The following is a 17,594-nucleotide window of genomic DNA, read 5'->3' as shown; positions in this document are numbered from 1 at the left end:
GCATCAGTTCACCCGCGCACTGTCGTTGAGCACGCTGAGTGCCTTGACCTGAGCCAGGTCGGTCATCTTCACACCGCCGTAGTTGCGTACCACCAGGCTTACCGGGCCGGCCACCGATTGCCAGGTGAAACGCTGCTGCACGGTGTCCAAGTCGATGACCCGGGCACTGTCGTTCATCTTCAGCAAGCCCCAGCGGCCAGGGTAGTCGAACACGTTGATGCGCTGGCCTTCCAGGGTGACAACGTCAAGGCGCGCACCCGGGCTACTGTTGCTACCGGGCCAAGCGAAGCGGTTCCAGCTGGTACGGCCGTTGCGGTAGTGCTGCTCCTGGCCATCCAGGGTGAAAATGATGTCGGTGTAGCGCGCCGATGGCTCAAGCATGATCTCAAAGCCATTTTCACGGTCCGAGAGGCTGGCGATCACCTGGCCGACGGAGCTTGCCTTGTCGATGCTGTCGACCATTTTCGTATTTACCAGCGGGCTATTGCTCTTGCCAGTGCCCATGCCGAGGCCTTCGCCACCGGCCAGGTTGCCAATTTCATTGCGCTTGAAGGCTGGTAGCAGGCCGCTCTCGGGGTCTACGAAGCGTTGCAGGTCCTTGACCGAGGCTTCGTTATTGCTATCGGCGACAATCGGGTAACGGTGCGCCATGACTTGCTGCCATGGGCGCGCTACCTCCTGCGCCCAGGCTTTGGCGATCTGTTGCCCGGCCGGATCGCGCAGGGTTTCCCAAGTGTACTGCAGCGGCGAGTTGAACAAGCGCAGCAGGGCGCCGGACAGCTTGCCGGCCGAGGTGTCGACGCTGGTCTCGACATAGTTGCGTACAAGGGTGACTTCCGAGGGCTGGCCCTCAAGGGTTTCGCTGATCAGCAGCTTGCTGTTCTTACCTACATCCTGCGAGCGCTGAATGTTACTCAGACGCACCTTGAGCTTGCGCAGCGCGGCCAGGTAACGGTCCATCACGGTGCTGTCGGCACCTTCTGCATTCTGCGCGGCGAACAGACGCGAGACCGGTTCGAAGCGCTTGGCCAGGCTGCCGTCACCAACACGTGGCAGTTGCGTCACGACGTTTTCCACCGTGGCGCCCTGGCTGCTGAACGCACCTTTGATGCTGCCCCAGAAGCTGTCTTCAGCCGCGCTGGCCGAGGTGGTGGACGCTTGCGTTGGCTGGTCCCAGTCGGTGTTATGGTTGACGGCGGCCAGCAGGCTCTTCACGGGTGAGTTCTGCACGTCGCTAAGCACCGCCAGGCGCTCGTTGGCGTTGGCCATGTCGGTAAAGTGGCGCACGCCAACACCTTCGAGCAGGTTGAGCCAGGCTTCGGCGTAGTCAGCCTTGTAGCGGGCCAGCAGCTCGCGCATGAAGTTGGCCTTCTGCACCAGCCCGTTGCCGCCTTCGCCGTCGAGCACCCAGTCGCTATCATTGCGCAGGTCACCCGAGAGTAGCTTGATCAGCTCTGGCTGCACGTATTCTTCCCACCCCTGACGGGTGTAGAAGGCCGGCACGGCTTCGGCGGAGAACAGCTGGTTGCGACCGCTGGCCGGTACCATGTCGGCCAACGTCAGGTTCGGATACTGGCGGCCGGACTCCAGCTGCAGGCGCAGATACTCACGGTCGACCAGTGAACTGGCGATCATGAACGAACGCAGGCTCTGGCGGGCGTCGCTGACCAGTTGTTCGTTGCGGCGCAGGGCGGGCGCTGTGCCCTGTTGCAGGTAGCGCACGTATAGCGCGCTGTTGGCTTCAACGAGCGCCAGGTCTGCCTCATGGCCCTGGGCCTGCGCGGCCTGGGCCCAGGCGCGCGGCAGCTCGGCGGCGACGAAATCGGCATCCGGGTGTTCTTGCGGGCGGGTCAGGATCAGGTACAGCTTCAGCGCGCTGTAGGCTTCGATCACCGATGCCACCTGCTGCTCACTGAGGCGTCCGAGGCTGTCTTCGGAGAGCGAGAGGCCGGCGGTCAGGGCGGTGTCTTCAGACGGGTCGGCGCTGGACACTGAACGGGCCTTTTCATGCAGCGCATCGAGGGCGCGGCGGCGGCCGTCCTGACCGGCTTCGCTGGCGGCGGCTTGCACCTGGCCCGCCAGTTGCGCGCCACTGCGCGGAACCTGGGTCGTCAGTGCTGCAGCGGCCGGTGCCTTGAATACCTTGACGCCTTTGCCTGGCGCAGCATCCGCTGCCTGGGCCTTCGACGCGCGGCGCTTGCCGGTGTCGGCCAGTGGTGTGCGGTCGACAGTTTCGGCGAACTGGTTGAGCGCACGCAGCTGCACTTGCAGTTGCTTGCCGATTGGCTCCAGGGCCTGGGTGCGCAGTTGCTGCAGGTAGGCCTGGCGCAGCGGGCTGAGCAGTTCCGCGCCGCTGTACAGGCCGGCGCCCAATGCCAGCGGTACACCCTCGCTGTCGTAGCCTTCAAACTGCCCGAGATAATGGCGCAGCTGTTCCATGGCTTGCCCGGATGCCAGGCGCTCGGCCTGGTCGGGGGCCTGTTCCAGTTCGCTCAGCTCGCTACCGATGCTGGCCAGTACCTGGCGGTTGTTGTGAAACGACACGCCTTCCCAGGCCAGCAGGGCGACGCCGGCGAGCGCCGCAGCGCCGGCCAGAGCCGGGGTGATGGCGCGGGTACGGCCCTTGCGCGAGTAGTACAGGCTAAGGTTGCGGTCGGGGAACACTACCTGGCGGAAGGTTTCGGTGATGAAGAAGCTCTTGTCGCCGATCTTGTTGGTCGATTTGTTTGACGGCGGGCGTTCGCTGGCTTGCAGGGCATAATGGGCGCCCAGCGCGTCTTCGTAGACCGGTGGCAGCTGTTCGTCGGTCTGCAGCGCGCTGGTGAAATACACTCCCCGCACGATCGGTGGGGTGCGGCCGTCGGCAGTGCGCTCGAACTGTTCGAGGAATCCACCCAGCACACTCGACAGCTCGGCGAAGTAGCTGGGAAACTGCAGCAGTTCGACGTTGGCCGTGTTGCCGCCGGCTATCAGCTGGTGGTCGACGTGCTCGCGCACGCTACCTAGCAGTTGAGCGAAGCGGGCTTCGGCAACGCTGCGCAGGCCTTTGTTGCGCACCTCGGCAAGCGGGAAGGTCATGCCCAGCGGTTGTTGGCGTTGGACATTGTCCAGGCCCTCGAAGGTCTGGTTGAAGCCCGGCAGCAGGTCGGTCTTGCTGAGCACCAGGTACAGCGGCGGGTTAACGCCCAGGCACTCGCTGTATTCGTCGATGCGGCTGACCAGGCGCGCTGCCAGAGCTTCACGCTCGGTCACAGTGGCGCAGATGATTTCCGGCAGGCTCACCACCAGCACCAAGCCGTTCACCGCAGGCTTGCTGCGCTGTTTGCGCAACAGCTTGAGGAACGAGGCGAACTCGTTGGCCGAGGCGTCATCGCGCAGGTAGCGGCCAGCGGTGTCGATCAGCACCGCTTCGGGGCTGAAGTACCAGTCGCAGTGCTGAGTGCCGCTGTCGAGGCCGCTGGCCTGAGCTCCGGCGATTGAGGCCGAGAGCCCGGAGCGGGTCAGTAGCGAGGTCTTGCCCGAAGCCGACATGCCCATTACCAGGTACCAAGGCAGGTCCGACAGCGCCGAGGCACCACCCCCCCCGGCCGAGCGCGCCGAGCGCAACATGGCGATGGCGTGCTTGAGGCGTTCGCGCAGTACGTGCTGATCGCGGAACTCGCCTTCGGCGCCTAGTGAGCGGTCGACTTCCAGCTGCACCAAGCTCTCGATGTTCTGCTCTGCGCGGATACGGCGGTACTGGCGCAACACGATCAGCAGCAGACACACGGCGCTGAACAGCGTCATTGCCACATACACCTGTTCAGGCGTGAACTGCCAGCGCGGCAGGGCAAACCAGCAGCTCAGTAGACCGATCGCCCAGACCAGTGCCAAGGCAAACCAGAAATTTTTCAAACAGCGCAGTAGTGCTTTCATGTCTTCCTGACCGTACTCGAGTTAAACGCCGAACAGCCGGCGGACCTGCTCCGCCAACGCGGCGACTTCCTTGCCTAGCAACCAATCAAGGGTCAGGTAGACCGCCCCGCATACCAGCGCGATGAGTACCAGGTACAGCCACAGTGGCACTTCATAGCGCAGCATCTGCGACACTTGGTCTGGCAGCGCCCATTGCGGTTCCAGGGCCTTGCGTGGCGCGTGGTGACGGGCGATGTCCTGGCCTAGGGTATTGGCGATGTAGCGCAGCTGGTCTTTCTGCTCAAGGCTGTACTTGCCTTCGAAGCCCAGGGCCAGGCACAGGTGGTAAACCTCAAGCACGTCGAGGTTGCGCTTTACGTCGGTACGCAAGGCCTCCAACTTGTCGAAAAAGCCCTGGCCGGCCAGGTGCACGCCGAAGTACTGGAACTGCAGCGGGTTGATCTCAAGTTGATTACGGATTTCACTGGGGCCGGCGTTCAGCACGCTTTCGTCGAGGAAGGCGCAAAGCGCGTACTGCACGTCCTTGACTTGCTCGACGCTGTAGTTTGCACGGCGTGCATCGCGCTCCAGGGCTGGGAAGAACTCGTCGACACCTGCACGCAAGCGTTGCACATCGACCACCTTGTTGCCGCGGCGGATCATCAGCGCCATGGTCAGGAAGTCCTTGACCATGTCCTTGAGGGTGGAGGGTTGTTCGACGGCGGTCACGCCGCCCGGCATTACGGCAACAGTCATTTGAGCACCGCCATCAGTTCGAGCTTGAGGTTCTTGAAGGCACTGGGGACGTAGAAGGCGATGGCGTGGGCGCTCATCATGCGTTCATACACCCGTCCGTGGGGTTCGATCGCGAAGTACTGGTTGTCCAGGCGCACCGGAATCGCATTGGGCGTGCGTACGCAGTGGTTGAGGGTAGCCCCCGGCATGGCCGTGTTGACCACCACCTCGATGTCTTCCGGGGACCCGATCTTGAAGGCCCTCGGTACCAGCTCAAGCACCTGAGCACCGGGCATGTCGGCGTGCACCGAGATGTAGAAGTCGGCGTCGACCAGGCGCGGGTCGTTGAGGCGGCCGACATAATAGGACGAACGGGTCTGGTCCAGTGGAATCGGGATGTACTGGTTCGGCACAACGCTATTGAGCAGTTCGCGTACCAGACGGTCGAGCTTGAGCAGCGAAGCGGCCGGGTCCTGGTGGTCGTAGGCCGGGATGTCGTCCAGACGAGCATTGAGCGAGAAGGTCAGCAGGCTGCCGGCCAGTTCGGCGAGGAAGCGATACAGCTGTTCCGGGTGCAGGCGCGGGTGCTGGAGCAGGTGCGCAAGGCCCGGGTGAGCACGGTTGACGGTGTACAACAGCCAGAACAGGCTGACGTCGCTTGAGCCGAACTCCGCGATCTGGTCGGCGCGTTCGCGGCGACGCCCGGACAACGTCTCGCTCTTGCTCTGTAGCAGGGCGAGCAACCGCTGGGCGATGGTCAGCAGGGTTTCATGTGCGCCCAGGTGCAAGGCCGGGTGGACGAACTGGCTGTCGACGCTAAACGCGTTGACGTTATTGCGCTGCAGGTGCAGCAGCGGGCAGTAGCTGTAGCCATCCAGTGCGTCGCCATCGACCAGCAGCACCACGTTCAGGCGCAGGCTGGTGATTTCGTTTTCCAGGTCGCCTTCGTTGAGGTCGGGCAAGGTCGCGAACGCTTTGCGGTAGCGGCGGGCTCCCTGGCGTTCGGCGCCATCTTCCAGGTAGTTGGCACTGTAGGGTTCGGCCAGCTTGAGTGCGGCATAAACCTTGAGGCCCGCGCCTCGTGACACGTCCTTGAGGTCGCGCGCCGCCGGCAGCGGGTCATGTTGCGGGGCGTCGAACACCGAACCATCGGGGAACACCATGTGCAGACGGTTGAGCTGCAGCACGCCACTGCTCAGCGCTTGTTCATCGACTTCGAGTGTCTGCACACCCCAATGGAAAGGCGATGAACGCAAGGTTGCCTGAGCCAGCTGGTGCTGGTGAAACTCGTCCTGATACTGGAAGTGCTGGGGCAGGAGGAACATGCCTTCCGACCACATCACACGGCTCTTGTTGCTCATTGGATACCTTCCAGTGCTGAATCGAACACGTTGGTCATGGCTTTCTTGGCCGATTGCTCGGCTGCATCGCCAGCGGCCCGCTGGGCGGCGTCCAGCGCCTTGGCCTGCAGTTGCTGGCCGACGGTAGGCTCTGTTTCCAGCGGCTGTGCCGGCTGCTGGGTGGCGACGGCTTGCTGGGCCGGGAGCTGGAGCACATCCTGGCCGCGTTCGGCGGTGATCTGGTTGAGGTTGAGCAGCACCCGACCGCCCTCGGGCGAGAAGAAGATGCCGTCCTTGCGGAAGGCGTCGGCATTGAAAGCCATCTTCCAACGCCCACCGCTTTCGTCACGGAAAAAAGCGGCCACGGCGACATAGCGCGCCTGCTTGGCCAACGGCCACTCCTGGACGTTGCCAATACCCGGTAGCACAACGGTTTCGCGGGTATCGAGCACAGTCTCGCCCAGCGCTTGCTCAGGGTGGTCGAGCAGGGTGTCGGCATCGCTGGCGATGAATCGATCAAGGCTGGTGAGCTGGTAGACGCGCGCCACCACCGACAATGGGGTACCGGTCACGTCCGGGTTCAGCTGATTGCCACCGTCGATGATCAGGACCACTTTTTCGTCGCTGCTGAACAGCATGTCGCCTGCCCAGGTGTCGTCGACGCGCTTGCCAACGCGGTCAGTAATGCCGCAGGCGCCAAGCGCCGAGGCCATGATCAGTACACCCAGTATCCTGCCCATCGTCCTGCTCCTGAAAACTTGCTCTGGCAGCGCCCGGTGCGCTGCTGATGGTCCTTGCTTCAACGTCCGCACCTTCACGCCAGGCTGTAGGCGAAGCCGCCGGCTTCATCCAGGTCGATGCGCAAGCTGGTGATCGGCTGATCTGCGGCCATGCGTGCCAGTACTTGTTCAGCCAGCTCCGGCATGAGGCTGCCCGAGAGGATGTTGTCGATGTTGCGCGCACCGCTGTCGACCTCAGTGCAGCGTGCCGCAATCGCTGGCACCAGCGCCGGGCTGAAGTGCAGTTGGGCCTGGTGATTGCGCTCGAAACGCTGACGGATGCGCTCCAGCTTTAGGCCGACGATGCGCTCCAGGATGGCGTCCTGCACCGGGTAGTAGGGGACGATGCTCAGGCGGCCAAGAAAAGCAGGCTTGAACACGCCATTGAGCTGGTCACGCAGGTCGTCTACCAGCTGTGCCGGTGCCGGTACCTGGTCGGCGCCCAGGCAGGTACGCATGATGTGTTCGGTACCGACGTTGGAGGTCAAGATGATCACAGTGTTGCGGAAGTTGATCTCGCGCCCTTCGCCGTCGTCCAGTACGCCTTTGTCGAATACCTGGAAGAACAGTTCGAGCACGTCCGGGTGAGCTTTTTCCACCTCGTCGAGCAGCACAACACTGTAAGGCTTGCGCCGTACCGCTTCGGTCAGCACGCCCCCTTCGCCGTAGCCGACATAGCCGGGTGGCGACCCCTTGAGGCTGGAGACGGTGTGCGCTTCCTGGTACTCCGACATATTGATGGTGATGACATTGCGCTCGCCGCCGTACAGAGTATCGGCCAGGGCCAGCGCGGTCTCGGTTTTGCCGACGCCGCTGGGGCCAAGCAGCAGGAATACGCCAATCGGCTTGTTCGGATCTTCCATGCGCGCCCGGGAAATCTTGATGCGCTTGCCGATTTCATGCAGGGCATGATCCTGGCCCAGAACACGTTCGGCCATCAGCGCAGGCAGACGTTGCACGGTGTCGATCTCGTCGCGCAGCATCTTGCCCAGGGGGATGCCGGTCCAGCCCGAAATCACTTCACCGATGGTGGCGCCATCGACCAGCGCATGGATCAGCGGTTCTTCGCCTTGGACATCGGCCAGCTGCTCCCGCAGTTCGGCCAGTGCGGCGCGGTTATCGCTGTCGCTGTCTTGGCTCAAGGCATGAATCTGCTTGACCAGTTCCAACTCGTGCTGCCATTGCTGTTCCAGCCGTTGCTGGCGCTGGCCAGCCTGCTCGATCTGTTCGCGCAGCTGCCCAAGGCGGCGTTGGTGGTCGCTGCCCTTGCTCTGTTCCTGCTCCAGCAGGTCGATTTCGGTACGCAGGTTATCGACCAGGCGCAGGCAGTCTTCAAGGCGGCCGGGCTGCGAGGTCTGCCCCAGAGCGACCCGGGCGCAGGCCGTATCGAGTACGCTGACTGCCTTGTCCGGCAGTTGCCGGCCGGTGATGTAGCGGCTGGACAGGCGTACCGCCTGCACGAGTGCGTCGTCCATCACTGCCACCCGATGGTGGCTCTGCATCTTCTCCAGCAGCCCGCGCAGCATGTAGATGGCCTGGTCTTCTTCAGGCTCTTCGACCTTGACCACCTGGAAGCGGCGGGCGAGGGCAGCGTCCTTCTCGAAGTACTTCTTGTACTCGGCCCACGTGGTCGCGGCGATGGTGCGCAGCTCGCCCCGCGCCAGTGCCGGCTTGAGCAGGTTGGCGGCATCGTTCTGCCCGGCCTGGCCGCCGGAGCCGATCAGGGTATGGGCTTCGTCGATGAACAGGATGATCGGGTGCACGCTGCGCTTGGTTTCCTCGATCACCGATTTCAGGCGGTTCTCGAACTCGCCCTTGATGCCTGCACCGGCTTGCAGCAAGCCTAGGTCGAGGGTGTGGATGGCCACCCCCTTAAGCGGCTCTGGCACGTCGCCCTCGGCGACACGCAGTGCCAGTCCTTCGACCACAGCGGTCTTGCCGACACCGGCCTCACCCGTGAGGATCGGGTTGTTCTGGCGCCGACGAGTAAGAATGTCGACCATCTGCCGCACCTCGAATTCGCGACCCAGCACCGGGTCGATCCGACCTTCGCGAGCATTGCGGGTCAGGTCGACGGTGTATTGGTCAAGCGCTGGGGTCTTGCCCGCGCCGCGCAGCGGGGCAGGAGCGCTGCTGTCGGCCGGCAAGGCTGTGGCCTGCTGGGCTTCGCCGCTGGCGCTGGTCAAGACCTGGAGGTTGGCTCGCAGGTCGTCGACATTGATCTTGTCCAGCTCAGCTGCGCTGGCCAGCAGCAAACGCCGTAAATCGGCGTCGTCGAGCAGGGCCAGCAGCAGGTAGCTGCTGCGGATCTGGCTGGTGCCATATTCGATCGAGGCCAGCACCCAGGCGCGCTCGATCAACTGAGTGATGTGTGGCGACAGCGCCGGGGTGCGGGTATTACCGGTCTTGAAGCCCTGCAAGGCATCGGCCAGCTGTGACTGTAGGCGCTCGACCACCACATCATAGTGGCGCAGCACCGGCCGCAGGTCGTTGTCATCGCCCTCAAGCAGTTGCAGCAGGACGTGCTCGATATCCACTTCATAGTGACGCTCGGCCAGACATAGCGCGGCGGCGCTTTCCGTGGCGCTGCGGCAGGTGTCGTTGAGCTTGGCAAACAGTGACTTAAGGTTCACAGCGAGACCCCATCATAAGGAATACTAAAAATGCCGCAGCGCGCGGGTCCGACCTGGCTGCCAGGGCGTTTGAGCCAGCCCAGCCAGCCCAACGCCACTCCCCCTTTACGCCCCAGTCGGGCTACCGGCACGGCGTCGGGCTTGAGCTGGGGAGTCAGCTCGAAGTCGAGGCTGGGACCCAGGTAAAAACGCACCAGCTCCACCAGCTTGTGGTAGTCCTGGGTGCCGGGCAGAAAACGCTCGTAGTCGGCAAGATCCAGCGGGCCGATTACGATCCGTACGCACGACTGGTAGTCCCACACGCGATTGCCGATCACGCTGCTCAGCCCCAGCTGGGCGTTCTGCCGTCCCAGACGCGTGCACTGCTCAGGTTTGAGCTTGAGCCAGCGCCCGGCAAATGGGCGCAGGGTGAACGGCAGGGCGAAGTAGAAGCTGAGCATCGCTTGCAGGTTCTGCGGGTTGCGCGGGCGCTGGGTGAACAAACCGGCGAAGTAGCTGAACAGTTCATGGCGCAGGCTCGAATCGCTGCTTGCAAACTTGCGCTGACGGGCCTGCTCGCCAAATCCCACCATGCTCAGCAGGTAGCGCTCGAAGTCCGAACTGCCTTTGCGTTCGTGCTCGATGTGGAATTTGTATTTCTGCCAGGCCTGGTAAAACTGCGCGACCATGCGATGGGAGAACAGGTCCATGAATGCGTGCGCGGCATCGTCGCGGTGCTGGATGTGGCGGTTGATCAGCAGCTCGGTGTACGGCCGTGGCAGCACCCCGGACGGGCCGACCAGGCCCATGAAGGTGACCTGGACCTCCGACAGCGGTTGATCGTTTGCGTTTGTGCGTTCGGCGCGCTCGAACTTCAGGTCGCTGACTTCGCTGACCGGGAAGGCCAGCGACAGCTGCGAACGGAAGCGCAGCGGGTCGTCATGCGGCCGGGTTTCCGGGTCGATACGTCCCGCTCTGCTGTAGTGCAGGCGCAGCAGCCGCACCAGTTGAAAAAATTCGAACCGGTAGGGCTGGGCACGCGCCTGGTCGATCAGACCAGTGGCTGATCGCCGGTTCTGGGTGGCCATTGTACGATTCTCTTTTCCCGCTGGCGGGTGCGTAGGGTCAGTTGGGTGAAGCTGTTGACGGTGCAATATTGGCCAAAGAAGTGGTCCAGGATCTTGCCAAACAGGAACACCCCGCTGCCGATGTACTGGCTTTCGTCGAGTTCCAGGGTGATGCCCACGCCACGCACGAAGTTTGGGCGGGGGTGGCCTATGCGGGCGACGACCGGTTCGCTCTTGATCGACAGGATCCCGCCGATCTGCTTACGTACGGCCAGGCCGCGGCGGTAGTTATAAAGGCTGAGCATTTCCTGCAGCACTTCCTTGCCCTGCGCCACCAGCGACATATGGTTCAGCGACAGGTGCGAGATCAGCCGCCAGATCAGGCCGTCACCCAGTGGCACGCGCGCGGTGGCGGTGGGCTTGCGCAACAGGCGGATGGTGTCGACCACGCTGTCCTGGTCCAGGCTCAGGTCACTCTGGCTGCCGCCATAGCTGAGCAGTTGCGGCAGATCGCGGTTGCTGCAGGTTAGGGCGAGGCTGAGGGTATCGCTGCTGCTGTCGATCAGGTCCAGTTCCCGGTCCACCACACGTATCACCATGTCCGTGCCGCTCTGGCTGCCACGCCGTGACGGCTGGCGACGGCCGATCCAGTAGCAGGCATCCGAGCCGAGGTCGCCGCGGGGTTCGAAGAACGGGTTGCAGTCGCTGACCTTGTCCCGCCCGCCGAGCTTGCGCACGCGCTGCACACGGTCGATTGACACCACTTCGGCGTTTCCCTGCAGTCGCACATCCGGTGTGACGGGGTATTCATGCTGGGTGTGGCTCAGCTTTATAGGTTCGGCCTGCTGCTTGAACAGGTTGATGATCGGTGTGCAGCCAAGTTTGAAGTTGTGTCGCCCCAGATTCTGTGCCAGCCGAGAGAGGCGCTCGCCGAGCTCGAAGTGAGAGAAGTAGAAGTTCAGCGCGATGGTCTGCGCGTCACGACCAGCCAGGGCACGCTTGAGCCCGCCAATGTCGAAGAACATGAACTTGTCGGGGAAGGTGAAGTAGTCGTGCAGCAGGCGGTAACCGGCGAACGAGCGCGCCGAGTAGTCCACCAGGCCGTCATCCTGCTCGAAACCGACGGCCTGCAAGGCATCGGCTGGCAGACCGATTTCCCGGCGCTGGCCGTTTTCGATAAAGCTGACGGTGGCCTTGGCCAGGTTGTTGAATAGCAGCTCGTACAGCTGCAGCATCAGTGTGCTTTCACCGTCGAGGAAGAAACGGAGCGAATGAATGTCGAGCTGGCCGAAATGCAGGTCGGTGGTGGCTACCAAGCCGATCTTCAGGTGCGCTACGAGGTCACTGCTGTGGCCGTTGAACACAGAACGTTCAAGCTCGCTGAATGAGGCCTCCTGCACGGTCACGGGCCAGAGTTGCACGGGGTAGCATGTGCGGAACCTGCAGGCAACGCCATCGACACTGCGTGAAGCGACTTCGGTATGACGGGCGATGTCGTAGCGCGCCACCAATTGCGAACGGTTGCCGGCGGAAAATTCGGCAATTGACAGCGCCGGGGTCGGGCGCAGGTAATGCGGGTACAGCACCTCAAGGAAGGCTTCGACAATTTCGGGAAACTCGTCATCGAGCTTCTTGTGGATGCGCGCGGAAAGGAACGAAAACGCTTCGATCAGGCGTTCGGTATGAGGGTCTTCACAGTTGTCTCCCTCGATCAGCAGGCGCGAGGCGATTTTCGGGTACTCGCGGGCAAACTCCTGGCCGAGAAAGCGCAGGTGCGAGAGTTCCTTTTCATAGTAGGGCAGCAGATCGTCGAGCATCAGTTGAGGTTCTGCACTTTGTATTCTTGGGTATTGATCTGCAGTACGGCGTCGAACGAGACCTGGCGGGTGGCATCCTGCAGGTGCAACACGGCATCGACCCGGAAGGTCAGCATGCGGTGGCCCACTTGTTGGGTCATGAGTTGTACGCGTACGGCACGAAAGCGCTTGTCCCCGACGGTGATGGCACGTTCAAGCTGGGCCTGAATCAGGCGCCGGTCCTCGGGGTTGAGCACGCCCTTGCTGGTGAAGTCGGGCATGCCATATTCCAGAATGGTGCCAGCCAGTTGTCCATGGCCGCCGAGACGTTCGGCGACCATGCACTGACGCGTGTTGACTAGCACTTCCAGGTCGCGGATCAGGCTGGCCTTGTATTCGGCCAGGGAGCACAACCGCCTGGAAACCGCCTCGCTTGCTTGATGAGGAGTGTCATCAAGCAAGCGATCCAACAGTGTTGGCACTAATTGATAGTTACGGCTCATGGGTGAATTACGCCTTCCTGGCTCGTATTCGATCAGCTGCGGGTAGACTGCGGCAGTTCGGCCACCAGTCGCAGCGAGGCGGTCAATTCGTCGAGCTGGTAATGCGGGCGCAGGAACGCCACGGCTTTGTAGGCACCTGGCTTGCCCGGCACCTCGACCACTTCGACGCTGGCTTCGCGCAGCGGGAATTTGGCCTTGGCTTCCTGGCTAGCGGTGTCGTCTAGCAGCACGTAGTCGGCCAGCCATTCGTTGAGGAACGACTCGACATCCTTGCGCGAGGCAAAGCTGCCGATCTTGTCGCGCATGATCGCCTTCATATAGTGAGCGATGCGCGAGGTAGCGAAGATGTACTGCAGCTGCGCCGAGAGCCGTGCGTTGGCATTGGCGATATCAGTGTTGTACTGCTTCTGCTTCTGGGTCGACTGGGTGCCGAAGAACGCGGCGTAGTCGGTCCCCTTGCAGTGCACCAGGGGGATGAAGCCCAGGTCCGACAATTCTTTCTCGCGACGGTCCGTGATGGCGATTTCAGTCGGGCATTTGAGCGCGATTTCACCGTCGTCGGTCTTGAAGGTGTGGGTTGGCAGGCCTTCGACCAGGCCGCCGCCTTCCACGCCCCGGATCGCCACGCACCAGCCGTAGCGGGAGAAGGCATCGGTCACGCGAGTGCCTAGGGCGTAGGCGGCGTTCATCCACAGGTATTTGTTGTGGTCGCGGCCATCGACGCTTTCGACGAAGTTGAACTCATCCACGGGCACTGTATCTGGGCCGTAGGGCAGGCGACCGAGCACGTGCGGTAGGGTGAGGCCGACGTAACGTGAGTCCTCAGATGCACGGAACGACTTCCACTTGGCGTATTCGACGGTGTCGAAGATCTTCGCCAGGTCGCGCGGGCCGGACATGTCGGTGAACGAGTCCCAGCCGAACAGCTCCGGCGATGCTGCAGAAATGAACGGAGCGTGGGCGGCTGCGGCGACGTGGGAGATTTCTTCGAGCAGATACATGTCTTCGGGGCTGCGAGTAAACTCGTAGTCACCTACCAGCATACCGAAGGGTGCACCACCGAAGGTGCCGTACTCTTCTTCGTAGATTTTCTTGAACAACGCGCTCTGGTCGAATTCGGAAGCAGCCTTGAGGTCGCGTACCAGATCTTTCTTCGAGGCGTTGAGCAACTGGATCTTCAGCGTGGTGCTGGTCTCTGTCTGGTCAACCTGGTATTTCAGGCCGCGCCAGGAGGCCTCGAGCTGCTGGAACTCGCTGGCGTGCATGATCTCGTTCATCTGCTCAGACAGCATCGCATCGATCTCAGCGATACGTGCATCGAGCACGGCGATCAGGTCCTTGCTGGGGGTCAGTTCGCCCTCAAGTACCTGACCGACCAGTTCGCCGATCAGGTCGCGGGTGCGGCTGCGCTCGGTTTCCGAACGGGCCACGCGGCTTTCGGAAATGATGCTGTCGAGCAGGGATGCTTTGGGCGCGAAGTTCTCGACTTCGACCAGATCGGATTCCTGTTGGGACAACGCTTGCTTGTCGGTCATCGTCTGGCTCCTGCTTACTCGTTGCCTTTGTCGACAGATACGGCGGCTTCGCGCCCGAATTCCTTGCCGAGGGTTTTCAGCTTCTCAGTGTTCTGCAGTACGTCCATGAGCAGCTCTTCGAGCTTGTCGTTGCCGCCCATCTTGTTGCGCAGGTCGGCCAGCTTGTTACGCACTTCCAACAGCTTGCGCAGTGGCTCGACCTGCTTGACCACGTTCTGTGGCTCGAAGTCTTCGAGGGTGTTGAAGTTGAGTTCGACGCCCAGTTGCGTGCCGTTCTTGGCCAATGTGTTGTCGACGCGGTAGGTCAGGCGTGGCTTGATGCCCTTGAGCACACCGTTGAAGTTATCGCGGTCGATGAAAACGAACTTGCGGTCCTTGAGCTTAGGCAGCGGCTCCAGCGGGTTGCCGGAGAAGTCGCCCAACACACCGACGACGAAGGGCAGCTCCTTTTTTTCGAGCGCATCGCCGATGTCCACGTCGTAGGTGATATGGACCCGAGGTGCGCGGACGCGGTCGAGTTTGTGCTGGGTGCTTTCCTTCTTCGCCATCGTGTTCTCCAGTGCGAGCAATTCGCTGCGAATCATTGCGCCGCCCTTGCAGGGCGCTGGCGCGTTACAGTCCTTCGATCGTCAGCAGCAGGCGCTGACGGATTTCGTCGTTCATTTCCAGAATATTGTCGCGGCCCACCAGTTCTTCGAAGCTGGTGCTTCCGGCGATCTGCGTGCTGCTACGGATGACCGAATCGTCAGGAAGTACCGAGCGCACCGGGGAGCTGATAACGCAGAACGGCAGGTCGCCAAAGCCCTTGAGGCGTTCGAAGCTCAGGCCGTAGCGTAGGCCTTCGAACAACCGGCCGAGGCCTGGCGACTTGCTCAGGCAATAGAACAAAACCAGGTAGTGCACCACGAAGCGGTACAGCTCGGCGCTGCTGCGGTTAGGGTCTTTAATGACGTTGCGAAACTGCGTCAGGTCGAAGGCGTGAAAGCCCACCACCCAGCGCGTCGGGCTGGTGATGCGGATGACCTGGCCGCTTTGTTCGAGAACCCTGTCGTATTCCAACGGGAACAATTCGGGGGTGGTACTGATCAGGTTCAGCGGGACTTCCAGCTCGCTGACCAACTGGAACGGCGGGGCCGAGCCAATGCGCTCGTAAAGTTCGATCAACGACTGGAAATGGCCCTGGGTTTCGCGCCCACTGCTGCGCTGGGCGCCTTGCAGGTATTCGCCAAACAGGGTTTGCGGACGGATCAGCGGTGCCACAGTGGCAAGGTAATCCGCCGCCTGCGCCTTCAGCGCATCGGAGATCGCCCGCGTCTGGCTACGCAGCTTGATCAGTGCTTCGACATCGAATGTCTGTGTCATCGGTACATCGTCCATGAACCTGTTTGATCGTCCTGAAACGCCAATGGCGTGGACCTGAAATCGCGCCATTAGGCTGCGGCAGAATCGAGTGCTGGCACATGAATATCGTGTTGCCAGCAATGCCGACTAGGGCACCTTACTGCGGAAGAAGTTCCGGCTAGGGGCGCGATTTTTCCTCTCTTTAGCCAGCTTGCGCAATAATGGCTTAACGCCATACATGCAAGCTCCCAGGTACGGGAAATGGGGCTTTGACCCCCTGAGTCAGGGGCAATAAGGGGCTAGAAGGCAGGGAAAAATTGTCGCGAAAGGTTTTTTGCAAAAAGTGAACCCTGTCTCATTTCGTGCTGGCTAGAACATTCGGGACTGCCAGTTTCCATAATGGCCAGAGAGCGGAGTGCGCTATACGATTGAGGGTTTTTTGCACTTTCGACACACGCGTCTGGATAGGCTCGTCTGTTGAGTAGATTTGTGGTCTGGCGAGGACTGCTGTGAGCGTTCACGTGAAATCTGACGCGATGATGGGTTTACATTCAGTGCGTATGATAATAGTGTTTTAATCATACGCAGTGTATGTGGTCTTGCATCGGAGCATGACCACGCAAGAAATTTTCGATAAGGAGAGTCGGATATTTTGGGTACCTATCGTGAGCTGTTCCGGGCTAGCGGCACCAAGGGCTTTGCCCTTGCGGGCCTCTTGGCGCGACTTCCACTGCCTATGACGGGGATTGGCATCATTACCATGCTGTCCCAAATAACCGGCAGCTATGGCCTAGCGGGTGCCGTGGCAGCTACCTTTGTCCTGACATATGCACTTATGTCGCCACAGATCTCGCGCTTGGTCGACCGCCACGGCCAGCGTCGGGTGTTGCCAGCTGCCGCTGCGTTCAGCGTACTGGGCATCCTCTGGCTGCTGGCTTGCAGCTACTGGCGACTGGCGGAGTGGACGCTGTTCGTCGGCGCCGCGCTTGCCGGCTTCATGCCGAGCATGTCCGCGATGGTGCGCGCGCGCTGGACCACAATCTACCGAGGCAAGTCGCAATTGCAGACTGCCTATTCTCTTGAAACGGTTCTCGACGAGGTCACGTTCATCGCCGGACCACCGATTTCGGTAGGTCTGAGCGTGGCGGTACTGCCGCAGGCCGGGCCATTGGCTGCCGCTGTGCTCTTGGCCATCGGCGTACTCGCCTTGGCGATACAAGTCAGCACCGAACCGCCTGTCGAAGCACACGATGTAGCCGGGCAGGGCAGCGATTCGGTGTTCAGACTGGCTGACGTGCGTCTGCTGGCTTTGCTGATGGTCGCCATGGGCGTAATCGTGGGTACCGTCGACATCGTGAGCGTGGCCTTCGCCGAGCAGATGGGCATGCCTGCCGCAGCCAGTTTGGTGCTGTCGTGCTATGCCATCGGTTCTTGCGCCGCCGGGCTGATGTTCGGGGCACTGAAACTCGAGACACCGCTACACAAACTGCTGCTGCTAGGCGGCCTGGCTACCGCAGCGACAACGTTGCCGCTGCTGCTGGCGGGAAACATCATCGAGCTGGCTGGCGCCGTATTGGTCGCGGGCCTGTTTTTTGCCCCAACCATGATCGTGGCAATGTCGCTGGTCGAACGCATCGTGCCCGAACGTAAGCTCACCGAAGGGATGACCTGGCTGCTCGCCGGCTTGAACGTTGGTGTGGCCGGGGGCGCCGCGGCATCGGGTCAGGTGGTCGATGCGTTGGGCGCCAAGGCCGGATTCAACGTCGCCTTGGCCGCAGGGGCCGCTGTCCTTCTGGTCGCGCTATGGAGCTTCCAGCGCATGCGCGTCCGGGCTCAGCAGGCCTCATTTTCGGTTTGAATGTCTTCATGCTAGCAGTTTGAGGCCTGCCATCGGTCAAGTCGGCGCGCGGCTAGGCTAAAGGCTTGAATGAGCCCAGTCTGTCCAGGACAATTCGTGCTATCAGCCTGCATACGTTTACACCCGATCATGCC

Annotated in this window: 12 protein-coding genes; 1 reads left to right on the top strand and 11 read right to left on the bottom strand. The window is 61.7% G+C overall.

The annotated features are described in order from the left end of the window. Positions 1-3: 3 nt before the first annotated feature. From NMB38_RS11220 to NMB38_RS11170, 11 genes are all read right to left on the bottom strand, one after another. Positions 4-3,915 (bottom strand): type VI secretion protein IcmF/TssM N-terminal domain-containing protein, encoded by a 3,912-nt coding sequence (locus NMB38_RS11220; RefSeq protein WP_350025331.1) that lies wholly within the window; start codon positions 3,913-3,915, stop codon positions 4-6. Between the two features lie 21 nt (positions 3,916-3,936). Continuing rightward, positions 3,937-4,650 carry a type IVB secretion system protein IcmH/DotU gene (gene icmH, locus NMB38_RS11215; RefSeq protein ID WP_028687571.1) on the bottom strand — a complete coding sequence of 238 codons (714 nt, stop codon included), beginning with the start codon at positions 4,648-4,650 and terminating at the stop codon, positions 3,937-3,939. Further along, the gene (gene tssK / locus NMB38_RS11210; RefSeq protein WP_028687570.1) at positions 4,647-5,990 is read right to left on the bottom strand and encodes a type VI secretion system baseplate subunit TssK; all 1,344 of its coding nucleotides are present in this window, start codon (positions 5,988-5,990) and stop codon (positions 4,647-4,649) included. Before tssK ends, icmH begins: the two co-directional genes overlap by 4 nt. Beyond that, positions 5,987-6,709, bottom strand: a complete 723-nt coding sequence (tssJ, locus tag NMB38_RS11205; protein ID WP_104926221.1) for a type VI secretion system lipoprotein TssJ — start codon at positions 6,707-6,709, stop codon at positions 5,987-5,989. The genes tssK and tssJ overlap by 4 nt, the downstream gene beginning before the upstream one ends. 74 nt (positions 6,710-6,783) lie before the next feature. Next, positions 6,784-9,381 (bottom strand): type VI secretion system ATPase TssH, encoded by a 2,598-nt coding sequence (gene tssH, locus NMB38_RS11200; protein ID WP_104926220.1) that lies wholly within the window; start codon positions 9,379-9,381, stop codon positions 6,784-6,786. Beyond that, positions 9,378-10,448 (bottom strand): type VI secretion system baseplate subunit TssG, encoded by a 1,071-nt coding sequence (gene tssG, locus NMB38_RS11195; RefSeq protein ID WP_028687567.1) that lies wholly within the window; start codon positions 10,446-10,448, stop codon positions 9,378-9,380. Before tssG ends, tssH begins: the two co-directional genes overlap by 4 nt. Then, on the bottom strand, positions 10,412-12,244 hold the full coding sequence (gene tssF, locus NMB38_RS11190) for a type VI secretion system baseplate subunit TssF (protein WP_028687566.1): 1,833 nt from the start codon (positions 12,242-12,244) through the stop codon (positions 10,412-10,414). Before tssF ends, tssG begins: the two co-directional genes overlap by 37 nt. Further along, on the bottom strand, positions 12,244-12,726 hold the full coding sequence (gene tssE, locus NMB38_RS11185) for a type VI secretion system baseplate subunit TssE (protein ID WP_028687565.1): 483 nt from the start codon (positions 12,724-12,726) through the stop codon (positions 12,244-12,246). The genes tssF and tssE overlap by 1 nt, the downstream gene beginning before the upstream one ends. A 32-nt stretch (positions 12,727-12,758) precedes the next feature. Next, complete coding sequence (gene tssC / locus NMB38_RS11180; RefSeq protein WP_028687564.1) at positions 12,759-14,261, bottom strand: type VI secretion system contractile sheath large subunit; 1,503 nt, start codon at positions 14,259-14,261, stop codon at positions 12,759-12,761. Between the two features lie 14 nt (positions 14,262-14,275). Continuing rightward, positions 14,276-14,809 carry a type VI secretion system contractile sheath small subunit gene (tssB, locus tag NMB38_RS11175; protein ID WP_028687563.1) on the bottom strand — a complete coding sequence of 178 codons (534 nt, stop codon included), beginning with the start codon at positions 14,807-14,809 and terminating at the stop codon, positions 14,276-14,278. Between the two features lie 64 nt (positions 14,810-14,873). Beyond that, on the bottom strand, positions 14,874-15,623 hold the full coding sequence (locus tag NMB38_RS11170; protein WP_104926711.1) for a hypothetical protein: 750 nt from the start codon (positions 15,621-15,623) through the stop codon (positions 14,874-14,876). Positions 15,624-16,251: 628 nt separating this feature from the next. Here NMB38_RS11170 and NMB38_RS11165 point away from each other — a divergent pair. Then, positions 16,252-17,460 (top strand): MFS transporter, encoded by a 1,209-nt coding sequence (locus tag NMB38_RS11165; RefSeq protein WP_028687561.1) that lies wholly within the window; start codon positions 16,252-16,254, stop codon positions 17,458-17,460. Positions 17,461-17,594: the final 134 nt, after the last annotated feature.

The sequence above is a fragment of the Pseudomonas sp. FBCC-B35 genome, assembly GCF_059133755.1.
This window is presented reverse-complemented; position numbering and strand designations above follow the sequence as displayed.